Annotated in this window: 17 protein-coding genes; 13 read left to right on the top strand and 4 right to left on the bottom strand. The window is 61.1% G+C overall.

Going from position 1 to position 16,579, the window contains the following annotated elements; genetic code table 11:
• Window positions 1–158 precede the first annotated feature (158 nt).
• Window positions 159–857, bottom strand: coding sequence for a DNA-3-methyladenine glycosylase (locus BLU01_RS16650; protein WP_092277617.1), 699 nt, complete (start codon window positions 855–857; stop codon window positions 159–161).
• Window positions 858–1,034: 177 nt separating this feature from the next.
• On the opposite strand from BLU01_RS16650, the gene BLU01_RS16655 reads away from it, so the two are divergent.
• The 13 genes from BLU01_RS16655 to BLU01_RS16715 all read left to right on the top strand — a co-directional run bounded on the left by BLU01_RS16655 (window position 1,035) and on the right by BLU01_RS16715 (window position 13,682).
• Complete coding sequence (locus BLU01_RS16655) at window positions 1,035–2,306, top strand: glutamate-5-semialdehyde dehydrogenase (protein ID WP_092277619.1); 1,272 nt, start codon at window positions 1,035–1,037, stop codon at window positions 2,304–2,306.
• A gap of 1 nt (window position 2,307) precedes the next feature.
• A complete protein-coding gene (gene nadD, locus BLU01_RS16660; RefSeq protein WP_092277621.1) occupies window positions 2,308–2,997 on the top strand; it encodes a nicotinate-nucleotide adenylyltransferase in 690 nt (229 codons plus the stop codon).
• A gap of 72 nt (window positions 2,998–3,069) precedes the next feature.
• Window positions 3,070–3,564, top strand: coding sequence for a ribosome silencing factor (gene rsfS / locus BLU01_RS16665; RefSeq protein ID WP_092277623.1), 495 nt, complete (start codon window positions 3,070–3,072; stop codon window positions 3,562–3,564).
• Window positions 3,565–3,573: 9 nt separating this feature from the next.
• Entirely contained in the window at window positions 3,574–4,041 is a 468-nt protein-coding gene (rlmH, locus tag BLU01_RS16670; RefSeq protein ID WP_003185785.1) for a 23S rRNA (pseudouridine(1915)-N(3))-methyltransferase RlmH, read from the top strand.
• Window positions 4,042–4,051: 10 nt separating this feature from the next.
• Complete coding sequence (gene mrdA / locus BLU01_RS16675; protein WP_092277625.1) at window positions 4,052–5,947, top strand: penicillin-binding protein 2; 1,896 nt, start codon at window positions 4,052–4,054, stop codon at window positions 5,945–5,947.
• 31 nt (window positions 5,948–5,978) lie between these two features.
• On the top strand, window positions 5,979–7,082 hold the full coding sequence (gene rodA, locus BLU01_RS16680; protein WP_167370477.1) for a rod shape-determining protein RodA: 1,104 nt from the start codon (window positions 5,979–5,981) through the stop codon (window positions 7,080–7,082).
• Window positions 7,083–7,099: 17 nt separating this feature from the next.
• A complete protein-coding gene (gene mltB, locus BLU01_RS16685; protein WP_092277629.1) occupies window positions 7,100–8,107 on the top strand; it encodes a lytic murein transglycosylase B in 1,008 nt (335 codons plus the stop codon).
• Window positions 8,107–9,126, top strand: a complete 1,020-nt coding sequence (locus tag BLU01_RS16690) for a septal ring lytic transglycosylase RlpA family protein (RefSeq protein WP_092277631.1) — start codon at window positions 8,107–8,109, stop codon at window positions 9,124–9,126. The genes mltB and BLU01_RS16690 overlap by 1 nt, the downstream gene beginning before the upstream one ends.
• A 243-nt stretch (window positions 9,127–9,369) precedes the next feature.
• Window positions 9,370–10,527 carry a D-alanyl-D-alanine carboxypeptidase family protein gene (locus BLU01_RS16695; RefSeq protein ID WP_092277633.1) on the top strand — a complete coding sequence of 386 codons (1,158 nt, stop codon included), beginning with the start codon at window positions 9,370–9,372 and terminating at the stop codon, window positions 10,525–10,527.
• Window positions 10,528–10,607: 80 nt separating this feature from the next.
• Window positions 10,608–10,883 (top strand): DUF493 domain-containing protein, encoded by a 276-nt coding sequence (locus tag BLU01_RS16700; protein ID WP_092277635.1) that lies wholly within the window; start codon window positions 10,608–10,610, stop codon window positions 10,881–10,883.
• Window positions 10,883–11,530, top strand: coding sequence for a lipoyl(octanoyl) transferase LipB (lipB, locus tag BLU01_RS16705; RefSeq protein WP_092277637.1), 648 nt, complete (start codon window positions 10,883–10,885; stop codon window positions 11,528–11,530). The genes BLU01_RS16700 and lipB overlap by 1 nt, the downstream gene beginning before the upstream one ends.
• Window position 11,531: 1 nt before the next feature.
• Complete coding sequence (gene lipA, locus BLU01_RS16710; protein ID WP_054052430.1) at window positions 11,532–12,557, top strand: lipoyl synthase; 1,026 nt, start codon at window positions 11,532–11,534, stop codon at window positions 12,555–12,557.
• Between the two features lie 174 nt (window positions 12,558–12,731).
• Window positions 12,732–13,682: a S66 peptidase family protein gene (locus tag BLU01_RS16715; RefSeq protein WP_092277639.1), complete on the top strand. Its 951-nt coding sequence runs from the start codon at window positions 12,732–12,734 to the stop codon at window positions 13,680–13,682.
• A 90-nt stretch (window positions 13,683–13,772) separates the two neighbouring features.
• On the opposite strand, the gene BLU01_RS16720 is transcribed toward BLU01_RS16715, so the two are convergent.
• The 3 genes from BLU01_RS16720 to holA form a co-directional block, all read right to left on the bottom strand.
• The gene (locus BLU01_RS16720; protein ID WP_092277641.1) at window positions 13,773–15,095 is read right to left on the bottom strand and encodes a lytic murein transglycosylase; all 1,323 of its coding nucleotides are present in this window, start codon (window positions 15,093–15,095) and stop codon (window positions 13,773–13,775) included.
• Window positions 15,096–15,156: 61 nt separating this feature from the next.
• A complete protein-coding gene (gene arfA, locus BLU01_RS16725) occupies window positions 15,157–15,321 on the bottom strand; it encodes an alternative ribosome rescue factor ArfA (protein ID WP_092277643.1) in 165 nt (54 codons plus the stop codon).
• Between the two features lie 210 nt (window positions 15,322–15,531).
• A complete protein-coding gene (gene holA / locus BLU01_RS16730) occupies window positions 15,532–16,569 on the bottom strand; it encodes a DNA polymerase III subunit delta (protein ID WP_092277645.1) in 1,038 nt (345 codons plus the stop codon).
• Window positions 16,570–16,579 lie beyond the last annotated feature (10 nt).

The raw sequence follows: 16,579 nt of genomic DNA on the forward strand, positions 1-16,579 counted from the left end.
CTGCCACTCCATTGAATGTTCAATTCATGCGATCTACAAAACACCACCGACCCCTGTGGGAGCGAGCTTGCTCGCGATAGCGGCGTGTCAGACGACTTCATTTCGTCTATTAGTCCGCCATCGCGAGCAAGCTCGCTCCCACAGGGATTAGCTGTGATTCAAGACAATAAAAAATAATCGCGACCTTCGACCTGCCCCCGTCGCAGCGGGTTCCGCGTGCAGTACGGCGCATACGCCGCGTCCACGAAGCGGTACATCAAATGCTCATCCCGCCCCAGGGGAATGCCCAATCGCGTGGTTTGGATAATGTTTGCCGGCGTCGCCCCAACGTCCTCCACCAGCAACATTTCATGATCAAAACGCTTGGCGTCCCACATTGGCACTTTCAATCCCAGTGCCTTGCACAGCAACGTCTGGCCGGCGCAGAGCTTCTGCGACGGGCGCGGGCGGCCGCTGGCATCGGGGTTGTTCAAGAGCATTTGCGCGAGCGCCGCCGGGCCGCTCAATTCATCGACCCATGGGTACGCGGATTTGATCAGCACGGCGTTGCCCGGGCCTTGCGCGCTGAAGTTCAGCGAATCGCCGCCACGCGCGTAATACATATAGATGTGCCCGCCATCCAGAAACAAAGCCTTACGCTTTTCTGTGTAGCCCAGCGAGGCATGGCTGCCTTTTTCGTCGAAGTAATACGCTTCGGTTTCAATAATTCGCGCGCTCAGCCACAGATCACCGACCCGATGGCGGATGACTTTGCCGAGTAAATCCCGGGCCAGCGTTTGCGCGTCGCGGTCGAAAAAAGCGTCCGGCAACCCCGTAGGCAGGGGGGATGCAGAAGCGCGAACAGTCAGGTTGGACATGATGAACGGCGTTTATCAAGGCTGATTGAGCGGCGATGATAACAATTTGCAGCTTAATCACGGCTGAACGTCGGCAATTTGCGCTCCATTTCGACCATCCGCCCGTCACCGCTGTTAGTCAGGGGACACGACAGCTATAATCTGCCGCTTTCATCTTTGCCAAGACCCCATCCGACAATGACTGAGTCCGTCCTCGACTACATGACCCGCCTGGGTCGCGCTGCCCGCGAAGCGTCGCGCATCATCGGCCGTGCCAGCACCGCGCAGAAAAACCGCGCGTTGCAGGCTGCTGCCAATGCGCTGGACGCTGCGCGCGACGAGCTGACGACGGCCAATGAGCTGGACCTGGCCGCCGGTCGCGCCAATGGTCTGGAAGCAGCATTGCTCGAACGTCTGGCGCTGACCCCGGCGCGCATCGACAGCATGATCGTCGGTTTGCGCCAGGTTGCGGCGCTGCCGGACCCGGTCGGTGCGATCCGCGACATGAGCTTTCGTCCGTCGGGGATTCAGGTCGGCAAAATGCGCGTGCCGCTGGGCGTGATCGGGATCATCTACGAATCGCGGCCGAACGTGACCATCGACGCCGCCAGCCTGTGCCTGAAGTCGGGTAACGCGACGATCCTGCGCGGCGGCTCCGAAGCGATCAACTCCAACCGCGCCATCGCCGCGTGCATCCAGCGCGGTCTTGCCGCAGCCGAGCTGCCGGCCGCCGTGGTGCAAGTGGTCGAAACCACCGACCGTGCCGCCGTCGGCGCGCTGATCACCATGCCCGAGTACGTCGACGTCATCGTCCCGCGCGGTGGCAAAGGCTTGATCGAACGGGTCAGCCGCGACGCGCGTGTGCCGGTGATCAAGCATCTGGACGGCATTTGCCACGTTTACGTGAGTGCCCACGCCGATCTGCCGAAAGCCCAGCGCATCGCTTTTAATGCCAAAACCTACCGTTATGGCATTTGCGGCGCGATGGAGACATTGCTCGTGGATCAAATCGTTGCCAAAGATTTACTGCCGTTGATGGCTGCCCAGTTCCGCGAAAAAGGCGTCGAGCTGCGCGGTTGCGAGCGCACGCGGGCAATCGTTGATGTGCTGGCCGCGACCGAAGAAGACTGGAACACCGAATACCTCGCGCCGATCCTGTCGATCCGCGTAGTCAACGGGCTCGACCAGGCGATCGAGCACATTAACCGGCATGGCTCGCATCACACCGATTCGATCGTCAGCGAAAACCTCGCCGAGACCCGGCGTTTTGTCGCTGAAGTGGACTCCTCGTCGGTGATGATCAACACGCCGACCTGCTTCGCCGATGGCTTTGAATACGGATTGGGTGCCGAGATTGGCATTTCTACTGATAAGCTGCACGCCCGCGGCCCGGTCGGCCTCGAAGGGTTGACCTGCGAGAAGTACATCGTGGTCGGTGACGGCCAGTTGCGCGGACAGGAGTCGGTCTGACTTGGCCGACCTCGACCCGTCAGCCCCGGACATTCCCGGTGAGGCTGGGCCTCGGCGCATTGGCGTGCTGGGCGGAACGTTCGACCCGGTGCACATCGGCCATTTGCGCGGTGCGCTGGAAGTCGCCGAATACCTGGGCCTCGATGAGCTGCGACTGACACCCAGTGCCAGGCCGCCTCATCGGAGCACGCCGCAAGTGTCGGCGCAGGACCGGCTGGCGATGGTCGAGTGCGCGGTGGCCGGTGTGGCGCCGTTGGTGGTGGACGCCCGCGAATTGCAGCGGGACAAACCGTCCTACACTATCGATACCCTGGAGCTGATGCGTGCCGAGATGGCCGCAGACACCCAGGTTTTTCTACTTTTGGGCTGGGACGCATTTTGCGGCCTGCCCACTTGGCATCGCTGGGAAGAGTTGCTCCAGCATTGCCACATCCTGGTGCTGCAACGCCCGGATGCCGACAGCGAACCGCCGGATGCCTTGCGCAATCTGTTGGCGGCGCGCTCGGTGAGCGACCCGCTGGCCCTCAAAGGGCCGAGCGGACAGATTGCATTCGTCTGGCAGACGCCGCTCGCGGTATCCGCCACCCAGATCCGTCAACTGCTGGCCAGCGGTAAGTCGGTACGTTTCCTGGTGCCTGACGCGGTCCTGGCCTACATCGATGCGCACGGTCTGTACCGTGCGTCGAACTGAAAAAGGGCGCGCTTCAACCCACGTGAACGCGTGAACCGAAGCGCCCGAACATACGAGCAAAACGAGTTTTATATGACGAACAAAGACGTAACTAAAGTAAAACGCAAAGGCACGTTCAAGAGCGCTCCGCTGCCTGAGCCGGTATTGACTACCGAGCCGCTGAAGGGTGACGCGCTGGTCCAGGTTGCCGTTGCAGCTCTGGAAGACGTCAAGGGCCAGGACATCCAGGTCATCGACGTTCGCGAAAAGCAGAGCATCACTGACTACATGATCATCGCCACCGGTACGTCCAACCGCCAGATCGGCGCGATGCTCGACAAGGTTCGCGAAGCCGTCAAAGCCCTGGGCGTCAAGCCACTGGGTGAAGAAGGCAAGGGCGACAGCGACTGGGTCCTGCTTGATATGGACGACGTGATCGTGCACATGATGACCGCCTCGGCCCGTCAGTTCTACGACCTCGAGCGTCTGTGGGCCGGTGCCGAGCAGAGCCGTTCTGCCAGCGCTGCTCACCACAGCCCGGAAAACACCCACGAGCATTTCACCAAGCTCAACAAAGACCAGTTGTAAGGGACCGCTGTGCGACTGCGACTGATCGCCGTCGGTTCACGCATGCCGAAATGGGTGGAAGAAGGCTGGCATGAATATGCCAAGCGTCTTCCGTCCGAGCTGGCGCTGGAACTGGTGGAAATTCCGCTCAACACCCGTGGCAAAAACGCCGACGTGGCGCGCTTCATCCGTCAGGAGGGCGAAGCCATGCTGGCGAAAGTCGGGCCGAACGAGCGGATTGTCACCCTCGAAGTCCACGGCAAGCCCTGGAGCACCGAGCAACTGGCGGTCGAACTCGATCGCTGGCGGCTGGATTCGCGCACGGTCAACTTCATGGTTGGTGGCCCCGAAGGGCTGGCGCCGGAAGTCTGTGCGCGGGCTGACCAGCGCTGGTCGTTGTCGCCGCTGACGTTGCCGCATCCGCTGGTGCGGATTCTCATCGGCGAACAGTTGTATCGTGCCTGGACAGTCCTGTCCGGCCACCCTTACCACAAGTAGCTCTGCCCTCATGCCTCAGCCGATCCGCATCAAGGACCACGAAAAAGACGCCCGTCTGGTGCGTGGCCGCGTCGTGTTCGGGGCAATTGCGGTGGTGGCGCTGATTTGTGTGCTGATCGCGCGGCTGTATTTCCTTCAGGTCATCCAGTACGAGTACCACTCGACCCTGTCGGAAAACAATCGCGTGCACGTGCAGCCGATTCCGCCCACCCGTGGGCTGATCTTCGACCGTAATGGCGTGGTGGTGGCCGATAACCGGCCCAGCTTCAGCCTGAGCATGACCCGCGAGCGCTCCGGCGACTGGCAGCAAGTGCTCGACGTGATCGTCGAGGTGCTGGAACTGACGCCCGAGGACCGGGTGATCTTCGAGAAACGCATGAAACAGGGGCGCCGGCCATTCGAGCCAGTGCCGATCCTGTTCGAGCTGACCGAAGAGCAGATCGCGCGGATCGCGGTGAACCAGTTCCGCCTGCCTGGCGTGGAAGTGGTCGCGCAGTTGGTGCGCCATTACCCGCAGGGCGCGCACTTTGCGCACTCGGTGGGTTACATGGGCCGGATCAACGAGAAAGAGCTGAAGTCGCTGGACCCGGTTAACTACAGCGGCACCCACCACATCGGCAAGACCGGCATCGAGCGTTTCTATGAGCCCGAGCTGCACGGCCAGGTGGGTTACGAAGAAGTCGAGACCAACGCTCGGGGCCGCGTCTTGCGCGTGCTCAAGCGTACCGATCCGATTCCCGGCAAGGACATCGTCCTGAGCCTGGACATCAAATTGCAGGAAGCCGCCGAAGCCGCACTCGGCGGGCGTCGCGGTGCCGTGGTCGCGCTGGACCCGGCGACCGGCGAAGTGCTGGCGATGGTCAGCCAGCCGAGTTTCGACCCTAACCTGTTCGTCACCGGCATCAGCTTCAAGGCTTACGCCGAGCTGCGCGATTCCATTGACCGGCCGCTGTTCAACCGCGTGCTGCGCGGTCTGTACCCGCCGGGCTCGACGATCAAACCGGCGGTGGCGATTGCCGGCCTCGATTCCGGCGTGGTCACCGCGTCAACGCGGGTTTACGACCCCGGTTATTACCAACTGCCCAATTACGATCACAAGTACCGCAACTGGAACCGTTCCGGCGACGGCTACGTCGATCTCGACACAGCGATCATGCGGTCCAACGACACCTACTTCTATGACCTCGCGCACAAGCTGGGGATTGATCGGTTGTCGGCGTACATGGGCAAGTTCGGCATCGGCGAGAAAGTCTCGCTGGACATGTTCGAAGAGTCGCCGGGGCTGATGCCTTCGCGTGAATGGAAGCGCGCCACGCGGCGCCAGGCCTGGTTCCCGGGCGAAACGCTGATTCTCGGGATCGGCCAGGGCTACATGCAATCGACCCCGCTGCAATTGGCCCAGGCCACGGCGCTGGTGGCCAACAAAGGTGTGTGGAACCGTCCGCACCTGGCAAAAACCGTCGAAGGCGAAAAACCCAAGGATGACAACCCCATGCCGGACATCGTCCTGCGCGACCCGTCCGACTGGGCCAAGGTCAACCACGGCATGCAGCAGGTGATGCACGGTGCGCGTGGTACGGCGCGCAAAGCGGCGGCCGGTGCGCAATACCGGATTGCCGGCAAAAGTGGTACGGCCCAGGTGGTCGCGATCAAGCAGGGCGAGAAGTACGACCGCTCCAAGGTTCAGGAACGCCACCGCGACCACGCCTTGTTTGTCGGCTTCGCGCCGGCCGATAACCCGAAAATCGTGGTGTCGGTGATGGTCGAGAACGGCGAATCCGGTTCCGGGGTCGCCGCGCCAGTGGTACGTCAAATCATGGACGCCTGGCTGCTCAATCAGGAAGGCCATCTCAAAGCCGAATACGCCAGCCCTATCAGTGCGGAGGCTACGGCCCGTGATGAATAATTTTGATCGCATGCTCTCCAGCGAGGATGTGATGCGTCGCCGCGCGACGCTGCTGCAACGTTTGCACATCGACGGCCCGTTGTTGATCCTGCTGCTGACCCTCGCGGCTGGCAGCCTGTTCGTGCTGTATTCGGCGAGCGGCAAGAGTTGGGATCTGCTGGCCAAACAAGCGACGTCCTTTGGCATCGGCCTGGTGTCGATGATTGTCATCGCCCAGTTCGAACCGCGTTTCATGGCCCGCTGGGTGCCGGTCGGTTATGTGATCGGCGTGCTGTTGCTGGTGGTGGTGGACGTCATGGGCCACAACGCCATGGGCGCCACGCGCTGGATCAACATTCCCGGGGTGATTCGCTTCCAGCCTTCGGAATTCATGAAGATCCTGATGCCGGCGACCATCGCCTGGTACTTGTCCAAGCGCACCTTGCCGCCGCAGCTCAAGCACGTCGGGATCAGCCTGTTCCTGATCGGTTTGCCATTTATCCTGATCGTCCGCCAGCCCGACCTCGGCACCTCGTTGCTGATCCTCGCCGGCGGCGCGTTCGTGCTGTTCATGGGCGGGCTGCGCTGGCGCTGGATCATCAGCGTGCTGGCCGCCGCAGTGCCGGTGGCGGTGGCGATGTGGTTTTTCATCATGCACGACTACCAGAAGCAGCGAATCCTGACCTTCCTCGACCCGGAAAGCGATCCGCTGGGCACTGGCTGGAACATCATTCAGTCCAAGGCTGCGATCGGTTCCGGCGGGGTATTCGGCAAGGGCTGGCTGCTCGGCACCCAGTCGCACCTGGACTTCCTGCCGGAAAGCCACACCGACTTCATTATTGCGGTGCTCGGCGAAGAATTCGGCCTGGTGGGGATTTGCGCGCTGCTGCTGATTTACCTTCTGTTGATCGGTCGCGGGCTGGTAATTACCGCTCAGGCCCAGACATTGTTCGGCAAATTGCTCGCGGGCAGCCTGACCATGACGTTTTTTGTTTACGTTTTCGTCAACATCGGTATGGTCAGTGGCCTGTTGCCGGTTGTGGGGGTGCCGTTGCCGTTCATTAGCTACGGAGGAACTTCGTTGGTGACGCTGCTGTCAGCGTTTGGGGTTTTGATGTCGATCCATACCCATCGTAAGTGGATCGCGCAGGTTTGAATAAGGTGAAGATTTCAATGCAAGCAATGCGTGGCTGGGCGACTCGATACGCTCCGTGGGTCAGCCTGGTAGGCATCCTTGGTACTGCGGAAACGCGGGCCGGCGATTACGAAGGTTCACCTCAGGTGGCCGAATTCGTCGGTGAAATGACCCGCGACTACGGTTTCGCCGGTGAACAGTTGATGGGCGTGTTCCGCGAGGCCGAGCGCAAGCAGTCGATTCTGGACGCGATCTCGAAACCTGCCGAGCGGGTCAAGCAGTGGAACGAATATCGCCCGATGTTCATCACCGACGCGCGCATCGCCCGTGGTGTGGACTTCTGGCGTCAGCACGAAGCCGTTCTGGCGCGTGCCGAGCAGGAATACGGCGTGCCGGCCCAGGTGATCGTTTCAATCATCGGCGTCGAGACGTTCTTCGGGCGCAACACCGGCAACTTCCGAGTGATCGACGCCTTGTCGACCCTGGGTTTCGACTATCCGCCGCGTGCCGAATTCTTCCGCAAGGAATTGCGTGAATTCCTGCTGCTGGCCCGCGAAGAGCAAGTCGACCCGCTGACGTTGAAAGGCTCGTATGCCGGCGCGATGGGCCTGCCGCAATTCATGCCGAGCAGCTTTCGCGCCTACGCCGTGGACTTCGACGGCGACGGCCACATTAATATCTGGACCAATCCGGACGATGCCATTGGCAGCGTTGCCAGTTATTTCAAGCATCACGGCTGGGTCGCCGGCGAACCGGTAGTCAGCCGCGCCGATGTGCGTGGCGAGCAGATTGACGAGGGTTTGACCACGGGCATCGAACCGACTAAAACCGTCGGGGAGTTGCGAGCGTTGGGGTGGTCGAGTCATGATGCGCTGCGCGATGATATGCCGGTCACCGCTTTCCGCCTGGAAGGTGACAAGGGCCCCGAGTACTGGATGGGCCTGAAGAATTTTTACGCAATTACGCGTTATAACCGCAGCGTGATGTACGCCATGGCCGTACATCAACTGTCTGAACAGCTGGTCCAAGCACGGGGCGTCAAGTAATGCGGGCATTGCCTATGAATAAACCCCTGAAGCTGATGGCATTCGCCGGGTTGGCGGTGCTGGTCGCCAGTTGTTCGACCACCACCACTCGCGCACCGGCGCAGAAATCCACTTCCACCGCCGTGCGCGCGACGCCGGGGCTGGACATCAACCGCGCCCACAAAGATGGCGCGCCGTGGTGGGACGTCGATGTTTCGCGCATCCCGGACGCGACGCCGACCCTGCACAGCGGTCCTTATAAAGCCAACCCGTACACGGTGTTGGGCAAGACCTATTTCCCGTTGCAGGAATCCAAGACCTACGTGGCCTCGGGCACGGCGTCGTGGTACGGCACCAAGTTTCATGGCCAGAACACCGCCAACGGCGAAGTCTATGACTTGTACGGCATGAGTGCTGCGCACAAGACCTTGCCGCTGCCGAGTTACGTCCGGGTGACCAACCTGGACAACCACAAGACTGTGGTTCTGCGGGTCAACGACCGTGGGCCGTTCTACTCCGACCGCATCATCGATTTGTCCTACGCGGCAGCAAAGAAGCTCGGTTATGCCGAAACCGGCACCGCGCGGGTCAAGGTTGAAGGCATCGATCCGCAGCAGTGGTGGGCACAGAAGGGCCGTCCGGCGCCGTTGATGCTCAACGAGCCGCAAGTGGCGCAAAATGCCGCGCCGACCATTACCGCGTCGACCGGCAAGGTCGAACAATGGACACCACCGCCGCAGCAACACGCCGCCGCCGTAGTGCCCGTGCAGATTGATGCAAAAAAAAACGCTTCTGTACCAGCGTCTGGCCAGTATCTGCAGGTGGGCGCGTTCGCCAACCCGGACGCTGCAGAACTGCTGAGATCGAAGCTCAGCGGGATGGTGAGCGCTCCGGTGTTCATCAGCTCGATAGTGCGCAACCAACAGACACTGCATCGGGTGCGCCTGGGGCCGATGGGCTCACCGGGTGAAATCCAGCAAGTGCAGAACAGCGTGCGATTGGCCAATCTCGGTTCGCCGAGCCTGGTCACCGCCGAGTAATACGCGTTATTTGTTTCATGGTTCGCTTGTTTCAAGGTTTGCTTGATTCAAGGTTCACTAGATTTAAGGTTCACTAGATTTAAGGTTCGCTTGCGGTTTGGGGGGAGAACCTGGTTGTTGGCTCGTCAAGAACAAAAGCCCGGCAAGGGTTGTGAGTGAACGACTGAACACGCGACGGCCTGTTAGAAGCCGTCTGATTAGTTTTGCCCTAGGGCAGTTTCCATTAGCGATTTCGAGAGACGGATGAACATCACCACCTTTGCCAAACGCCTGTGCCTGTTAGTCCCGCTGTTCATCACGCCTGCCGCTTTTGCGGTAGAAATGATGCCGTCGCCACCTCAACTGGCCGCCAAATCCTACGTGCTCATGGACGCCAGCAGCGGCAACGTGCTGGTCGAGAACAACGGTGACCAGCGCCTGCCGCCAGCCAGCCTGACCAAACTGATGACCGCGTACATTGCGACGCTGGAAATCCGTCGTGGCCAGATCGGCGAAAACGACCCGGTGACGGTCAGCGAAAACGCCTGGCGCACCGGCGGTTCGCGGATGTTCATCAAGGTCGGCTCGCAGGTAACCGTCAGCGACTTGCTGCACGGCATCATCATTCAGTCGGGCAACGACGCCAGTGTTGCGCTCTCCGAGCACATCGCCGGCAGCGAAGACGCGTTCGCCGACATGATGAACAAAACCGTGGCCGACCTGGGCATGACCAACAGCCACTTCATGAACCCGACCGGTCTGCCAAACCCTGAGCACTACTCGTCGGCTCACGACATGGCCGTGCTGGCTCGCGCGATCATCCACGAAGACCCGGCTCACTATGCGATCTACTCGCAGAAAGAGTTCTTCTGGAACGGCATCAAGCAGCCTAACCGCAACCTGCTGCTATGGCGCGACAAGACCGTTGACGGTCTGAAAACCGGTCACACCGACGAAGCCGGCTACTGCATGGTGTCTTCGGCTGTACGTGATGGCATGCGCCTGATCGCCGTGGTGTTCGGCACCAACAGCGAAGTGGCTCGCGCCTCCGAAACGCAAAAACTGCTGACTTACGGTTTCCGCTTCTTCGAAACCCAGACCTTCTATCAGAAAGGCGCCGAGCTGGCTCAGGCACCTGTCTGGAAAGGCACCACCAATCAAGTCAAGGCCGGCCTGGCCCAAGACCTGACCATGACCCTGCCAAAAGGCCAGCTGAAGGAGCTCGCCGCCAGCATGACCATGAACCCGCAACTGATCGCGCCAATCGCCAAGGGCGACGTGATTGGTAAAGTCGAAGTCAAACTGGACGACAAGGTTGTGCACAGCGCTGACCTGATCGCTCTGGATGGCGTCGAGGAGGGTGGTATCTTCCGCCGCATGTGGGATAGCATCCGTCTATTCTTCTACGGCTTGTTCAACTGATTTAGTGTGGACTTGCATGGCCGCGTTCCGATCCGGGACGCGGCCATGTCCGTTGCCACGGCTTACGAGGCCGTTACGCCATGACAGATACCGAAGTAAAGGCGCCAAAGATCGAATTCCCGGTGAAGGATTATCCGGTCAAAGTGATCAGCGATACCGGCGCGGGTAACAAAGACCAGATCATCGACATCGTCAAGAAACACGCGACCATCAACGATGAACGCATCGACGAGCGTCAAAGCACCAACGGCAAGTACACCACTATCCAGTTGCACATCGTCGCCACCGGTCAAGAACAGCTGTACGACATCAACAGCGAGTTGCGGGCTACCGGTTTCGTGCACATGGTGTTGTGATGCCTGGCGCGGTGGGCTTTCGCGAGCTTGGCCAGATGGCTTACGAGCCGGTCTGGCATGCCATGCAACGTTTTACCAACGAACGCGGCACTGACGCCGCGGACGAAATCTGGCTGGTCGAACACCCACCGGTGTTCACCCAGGGCCAGGCCGGCAAGGCTGAGCACTTGTTATTGCCGGGAGATATTCCGGTGGTGCAGGTCGATCGCGGTGGTCAGGTGACCTACCACGGTCCGGGCCAGTTGGTGGCCTACCTGTTGCTGGATGTACGCAAGTTGGGTTTCGGCGTGCGTGACCTGGTCACCCGCATGGAACACTGCCTGATCGAGTTGCTGGCCAGCTACGGCGTTACTGCCGCTGCCAAGCCAGACGCGCCGGGTGTCTACGTCGACGGGGCGAAAATCGCTTCCCTGGGGCTGCGGATCCGCCATGGTTGTTCCTTTCACGGCTTGGCCCTGAACGTGGACATGGACCTGGAACCGTTTCGACGAATTAATCCCTGCGGCTACGCCGGGCTGGCGATGACCCAGCTGAGTGATCACGCAGGATCGATTGTATTTGCCGAGGTAAGTGCCCGGCTGCGCGCGCAGCTCGTCAAACACCTCGACTATGCTGAGCAGACGACCCTTACGGGCGGAATCGACTGATATGACTACTGATGCAGTGCAAACCATGATCCCGACGCTGGATGTTACCGAGCGCCCGGCCCCACGTGCCAAGGTTGAAGCCGGCGTCAAGCTGCGCGGCGCCGAGAAGGTTGCACGCATCCCGGTAAAGATCATTCCGACCACCGAACTGCCGAAGAAACCCGACTGGATTCGCGTGCGCATCCCGGTGTCGCCGGAAGTCGACCGCATCAAGGCCCTGCTGCGCAAACACAAGCTGCACAGCGTTTGTGAGGAAGCGTCCTGCCCGAACCTGGGCGAGTGCTTCTCCGGCGGCACCGCGACGTTCATGATCATGGGCGACATCTGCACCCGTCGCTGCCCGTTCTGCGACGTCGGCCACGGTCGTCCGAAACCACTGGACGTCAACGAGCCGGAAAGCCTGGCGATTGCCATCGCCGACCTGAAACTCAAGTACGTGGTAATCACCTCGGTTGACCGCGACGACCTGCGTGACGGCGGTGCCCAGCACTTTGCCGATTGCATCCGCGAGATCCGCAAACTGTCGCCGAACGTGCAGCTCGAAACCCTGGTCCCGGATTACCGTGGACGCATGGACGTGGCGCTGGAAATCACCGCCGCCGAGCCGCCGGATGTGTTCAACCACAACCTCGAAACCGTGCCGCGTCTGTACAAGGCTGCGCGTCCGGGCTCCGATTACCAGTGGTCGCTGACCCTGCTGCAACGCTTCAAGCAAATGATGCCGCACATTCCGACCAAGTCCGGCCTGATGCTCGGCCTGGGCGAAACCGACGAAGAAGTCATCGAAGTCATGAAGCGCATGCGCGAACACGACATCGACATGCTGACCCTCGGCCAGTACCTGCAACCGTCGCGCAGCCACTTGCCGGTGCAGCGTTTCGTGCACCCGGACGTGTTTGCCTGGTTCGCCGAGGAAGGCTACAAGATGGGCTTCAAGAACGTCGCGTCTGGCCCGTTGGTACGTTCCTCGTACCACGCCGACGAGCAAGCGAAGCTGGTTAAAGCCGAGCTGATCTCGGCGTTGTAATTCGCCGCTGACGTGCACAATCGCCCGCATGGCTTTACCGCCACGCGGGCGTTTTTTTGCCTTGCCTGCAAGCATTGCCGGTTTTCCCCGCAGGCCGTGGCGCATTTCAAGCCTTCTGTTTATGTGCATTCCTGACTACTGTGTGCAGAAGTTTTTACGCTGGGAGATTCAAGGATGACCGTTCGACCGACCCACACGCTGTTCCCCCACGCGCCTGTCCCGGCGCTGCCGTCGGAAGGCCTGATTGGCGTTATCGCGCCCGCCGGGCCTGCGCCGCTGGACACCGACAAAGCCGTGCAATGGATGCGCGCCCGTGGTTATTCCCTGCGTGTATTTCCCGGTGTTTACCAATCTGACGGTTACCTGGCCGGCAGCGACCAGACGCGGCTGAATGATCTGCACGCAGCATTCGCCGACAGCGACGTCGACGCGATCATTTGCCTGCGCGGCGGTTACGGCACGCCGCGCCTGCTGGATGGCATCGACTTCGACGTGCTGCGCGCCAATCCCAAGCCGTTCATTGGCTACAGCGACATCACCGCGCTCCATTTGGCGATCAGCCGGTATGCGGGGTTCGTGACCTTTCATGGGCCGCTGCTCAACGCCGATCTGCTGGGCGATAAACAGAAACCTACCGAGTCGTCATTCTTCAACATGCTGCGCGGGCAGGTGAAGGCTGGCAGCGTGCTGGCGCACCCGGTGGCCTATCCGTTGACGACGATCGAGCCGGGCATCGCGCATGGGCGTTTGCTGGGCGGCAATCTGTCGATGATCGCCGCGGTGATGGGCACGCCTTACCAAATCGAGGCCGAAGGCGCGATTCTGTTTATCGAAGACATCAACGAGCCGCTGTACCGCATCGACCGGCTGCTCACGCATCTGCGCCTGGCAGGCACGCTGGGCAAGCTGCGCGGGGTTCTGGTCGGGGATGTGGCGGGCGTGGAAAGCGCGGCGCTGGCACGACTGCTCAAGCAGACCTTCGAACCCTTGCGGATTCCGGTGCTGGCGGGGTGGCGCAGCGGGCATTGTGATCCGAACCTGACCTTGCCGATGGGCGCGCTGGTCAAGCTGGATGCGGGGAATAAAGTGTTGGTGTTGGAGCAGGATGTGGTGGTCAAGCGTTAGAGCGTAGTCGCCAGTCAGTCAGTCATCGCGAGCAAGCTCACTCCCACGGATCACACAGTCCTGTAGGAACGAGGCTTGCCCGCGAAGCTTTTAACGGCTACGCAGTCCTTCCAGCAACTTATGCGTCGGATAGCCATCCGCCGGCCAGCCAAACGACTGCTGCGCGCTGCGGATCGCTTTGCGCGTATTGGCGCCGATAATGCCGTCAGCCGTGCCGGCGTCGTAGTTCTGCGCGCTCAGCAGGTTTTGCAGCTCGATCCGCTCGCTGCGGCTTAGCGGCAAATCATCCTTCGGCCAGCTGCCGTTGATCAGGCCACCACCGCTGAAACGCTCGGACAACAGACTCACCGCCAACGCATAGGACGACGAATTGTTGTACTTGAGGATCGCGCGGAAGTTATCGAACACCAGAAACGCCGGGCCGCGATAACCGGCCGGCAACAGCAGGGCGGCGGACAGGTTCTCGGTGCCGGGCGGAACCTGGCGGCCATTCGGCATGTTCACACCCAGTTGCCGCCATTCGGCGACGCTCTTGCGAATCGTGCCGTCAGCCAGCACGTAATCGAAGCTGCTCGGCAGCTGCACTTCGTAACCCCACGGCTGGCCACGCTGCCAACCGGAGCTTTGCAGATAATGCGCGGTCGAGGCCAAGGCATCGGCCGGGCTGCCCCAGATGTCGCGGCGACCGTCGCCATCGAAATCCACGGCGTGGGTGTTGTAGGTGGTCGGGATGAACTGGGTCTGACCCATGGCGCCGGCCCAGGAGCCGAGCATCTTCTCCGGAGTGATGTCGCCCTGTTGCAAGATCTGCAGGGCGGCGATCAATTGCGCGTGAGCGAACGCGGGGCGGCGGCCTTCATAGGCCAGCGTCGCCAGGGAATTGATCACCGACTTGCTGCCCTGAAACTGCCCGAAATTACTTTCCATGCCCCACACCGAGACCAGTGCCTGGCGGTCGACGCCGTAACGCTGTTCGATGCTTTGCAAGATCTCGGCGTACTGGTTGACCAGCGCCTGACCTTTGCGCACACGCAGTGGCGACAGGGCGCCATCAAGGTATTCCCACACTGGGCGGGAGAACTCAGGTTGGCTGCGGTCGGCGCGGATCACGCTGTCGTCGAAGCTGATATTGGCGAACGAGCGGTCGAACAGGTCGGCGCGGATGCCGGCGGCCAGGGCGTCCTTGCGGAAACCGGCCTGCCATTCAGCGAAGGTCTGTGTCGGTTGCAGGTCGAGGTTGTCGCCGGTCGGCACCACGGGCGGGATCACCGCAGGCGCGGTTGCGACGGGAACAGTCTTGAGCGGTTGGGCGTCGGCGGCGGTCGGTTTTTCGGCGCAGGCGACAAGCAGAATGAGGCTGGAGGCGGCAATCAATTGGCGAAGGGGCCAACGACGGGAAAGACGAAGGGGCATGCACAGGTCCAGGGAATACGAATCAGGTGCAGACCTTAACATGGAGAAGGGGGGTTCGGCTTCAAGCAGCCAGAAAGTAAGAAGCCTCCCAGCTATTAGACTGGAAGGCTTCGCGGCGGTAGCTGCCTTTGCCCTTGCCGGCTCGTTCCTGACGGCTGCGGAACAGTGGCTGGGCGATGATGGATTTGGCCTTGTTCGGGCCATTTTCAGATGGCTTTTTGCTCATGATGATTCTCTCGACGGAGTGGGTTTGCGCTGCGAATAATCTGCCGAAGTTGAAGGTCTGTCCAGTCCCTTGTGGCGAGGGGGCTTGCCCCCGTTCGGCTGCGAAGCAGTCGCAAAACCTGCGTCCACTTAGTGCCTGGAAAAACTCGGTTGCATATTTGAGGGCCGCTTCGCGCCCCAGCGGGGGCAAGCCCCCTCGCCACAAAAGGCCTTACTCGGCGGGCAATGACAGCCGTTGTCCGGCCATCAACAACGACAACCGGCTCAAGCTCATCCATGGCGAACCTGGCGCTTGCCCCTTGATCTGCGCGTCGATGCGCTGCGCTTCCAGCAACAACTGCGCCCAGCGTTGCGCCGAGTAGCGTTGCAGGGCTTTGCTCATCAGCGGTTTGCGTTTGTCCCAGACCGGTGGCCGGGCCGAGCTGAACGCTTTGTCGAGAGGCACACCCTGGCTGTATTGCAGCGACAGATTGGCCAGCAGCCGCAACTCGCGGGCCAGCGCCCAGAGAATCACCGGCGGCTCGACGCCTTCGCCACGCAGCCCTTCGAGCATGCGCAAGGCGTGGGCGGCTTCGCCATTGAGAATCGCGTCGGTGAGGCCAAACACATCAAAACGCGCACTGTCGGCGACGGCCGCCTGCACGGTTTCGACGGTAATCTGCCCGCCCTCGGCCATCAGCTTGAGCTTTTCGATTTCCTGCGCGGCGGCCAACAAGTTGCCCTCGACCCGCGCCGCGATCAGCTCCACCGCGTCCTGCGTCGCCGACAAACCGGCCTGCGATAAACGCTGACGAATCCAGCTCGGCAACTGGTTGGCATCCACCGGCCAGATCTGCACGAACTGGGTTTGCGCGCCTTCGACCAGCGCCTTGCCCCACTTGGTTTTCTGCGCGGCGCCGTCGAGTTTCGGCAGGCTGATCAGCAATATGGTGTCTTCAGCCGGGCGCGAGCAGTATTCGATAAACGCTGCCGCGCCTTTGTCACCGGGCTTGCCGGAAGGCAAACGCAATTCCAGCAGACGCTTTTCAGCGAACAGCGACATGCTCGCGCCGGCCTGCAGCAGCGTTCCCCAGTCGAAACTGGCGTCGGCGGCAAACACTTGGCGCTCATCGAAACCCTGCTGACGGGCAGCGGCGCGAATGGCGTCCGCCGCTTCCTGACACAGCAACGGGTCATCGCCGCTGATGATGTAGACCGGCGCGAGGGCACCTTGCAGGTGTTTGGCGAGTTGGGCGGGGGCGAGTTTCATAAGAGAGTGC

Source organism: Pseudomonas prosekii, assembly GCF_900105155.1.
GTDB classification, from domain to species: Bacteria; Pseudomonadota; Gammaproteobacteria; order Pseudomonadales; family Pseudomonadaceae; genus Aquipseudomonas; species Aquipseudomonas prosekii.

Excerpts from the sequence above, each read along its gene's own strand:
- BLU01_RS16715 (WP_092277639.1), top strand. The coding sequence starts at position 12,732 with ATGACCGTTCGACCGACCCACACGCTGTTCCCCCACGCGCCTGTCCCG.
- rodA (WP_167370477.1), top strand. The coding sequence starts at position 5,979 with ATGCGTCGCCGCGCGACGCTGCTGCAACGTTTGCACATCGACGGCCCG.
- BLU01_RS16690 (WP_092277631.1), top strand. The coding sequence starts at position 8,107 with ATGCGGGCATTGCCTATGAATAAACCCCTGAAGCTGATGGCATTCGCC.
- lipA (WP_054052430.1), top strand. The coding sequence starts at position 11,532 with ATGACTACTGATGCAGTGCAAACCATGATCCCGACGCTGGATGTTACC.
- BLU01_RS16655 (WP_092277619.1), top strand. The coding sequence starts at position 1,035 with ATGACTGAGTCCGTCCTCGACTACATGACCCGCCTGGGTCGCGCTGCC.
- BLU01_RS16650 (WP_092277617.1), bottom strand. The coding sequence starts at position 857 with ATGTCCAACCTGACTGTTCGCGCTTCTGCATCCCCCCTGCCTACGGGG.
- mltB (WP_092277629.1), top strand. The coding sequence starts at position 7,100 with ATGCAAGCAATGCGTGGCTGGGCGACTCGATACGCTCCGTGGGTCAGC.
- BLU01_RS16695 (WP_092277633.1), top strand. The coding sequence starts at position 9,370 with ATGAACATCACCACCTTTGCCAAACGCCTGTGCCTGTTAGTCCCGCTG.
- arfA (WP_092277643.1), bottom strand. The coding sequence starts at position 15,321 with ATGAGCAAAAAGCCATCTGAAAATGGCCCGAACAAGGCCAAATCCATC.
- BLU01_RS16720 (WP_092277641.1), bottom strand. The coding sequence starts at position 15,095 with ATGCCCCTTCGTCTTTCCCGTCGTTGGCCCCTTCGCCAATTGATTGCC.
- mrdA (WP_092277625.1), top strand. The coding sequence starts at position 4,052 with ATGCCTCAGCCGATCCGCATCAAGGACCACGAAAAAGACGCCCGTCTG.
- rsfS (WP_092277623.1), top strand. The coding sequence starts at position 3,070 with ATGACGAACAAAGACGTAACTAAAGTAAAACGCAAAGGCACGTTCAAG.
- holA (WP_092277645.1), bottom strand. The coding sequence starts at position 16,569 with ATGAAACTCGCCCCCGCCCAACTCGCCAAACACCTGCAAGGTGCCCTC.
- lipB (WP_092277637.1), top strand. The coding sequence starts at position 10,883 with ATGCCTGGCGCGGTGGGCTTTCGCGAGCTTGGCCAGATGGCTTACGAG.
- BLU01_RS16700 (WP_092277635.1), top strand. The coding sequence starts at position 10,608 with ATGACAGATACCGAAGTAAAGGCGCCAAAGATCGAATTCCCGGTGAAG.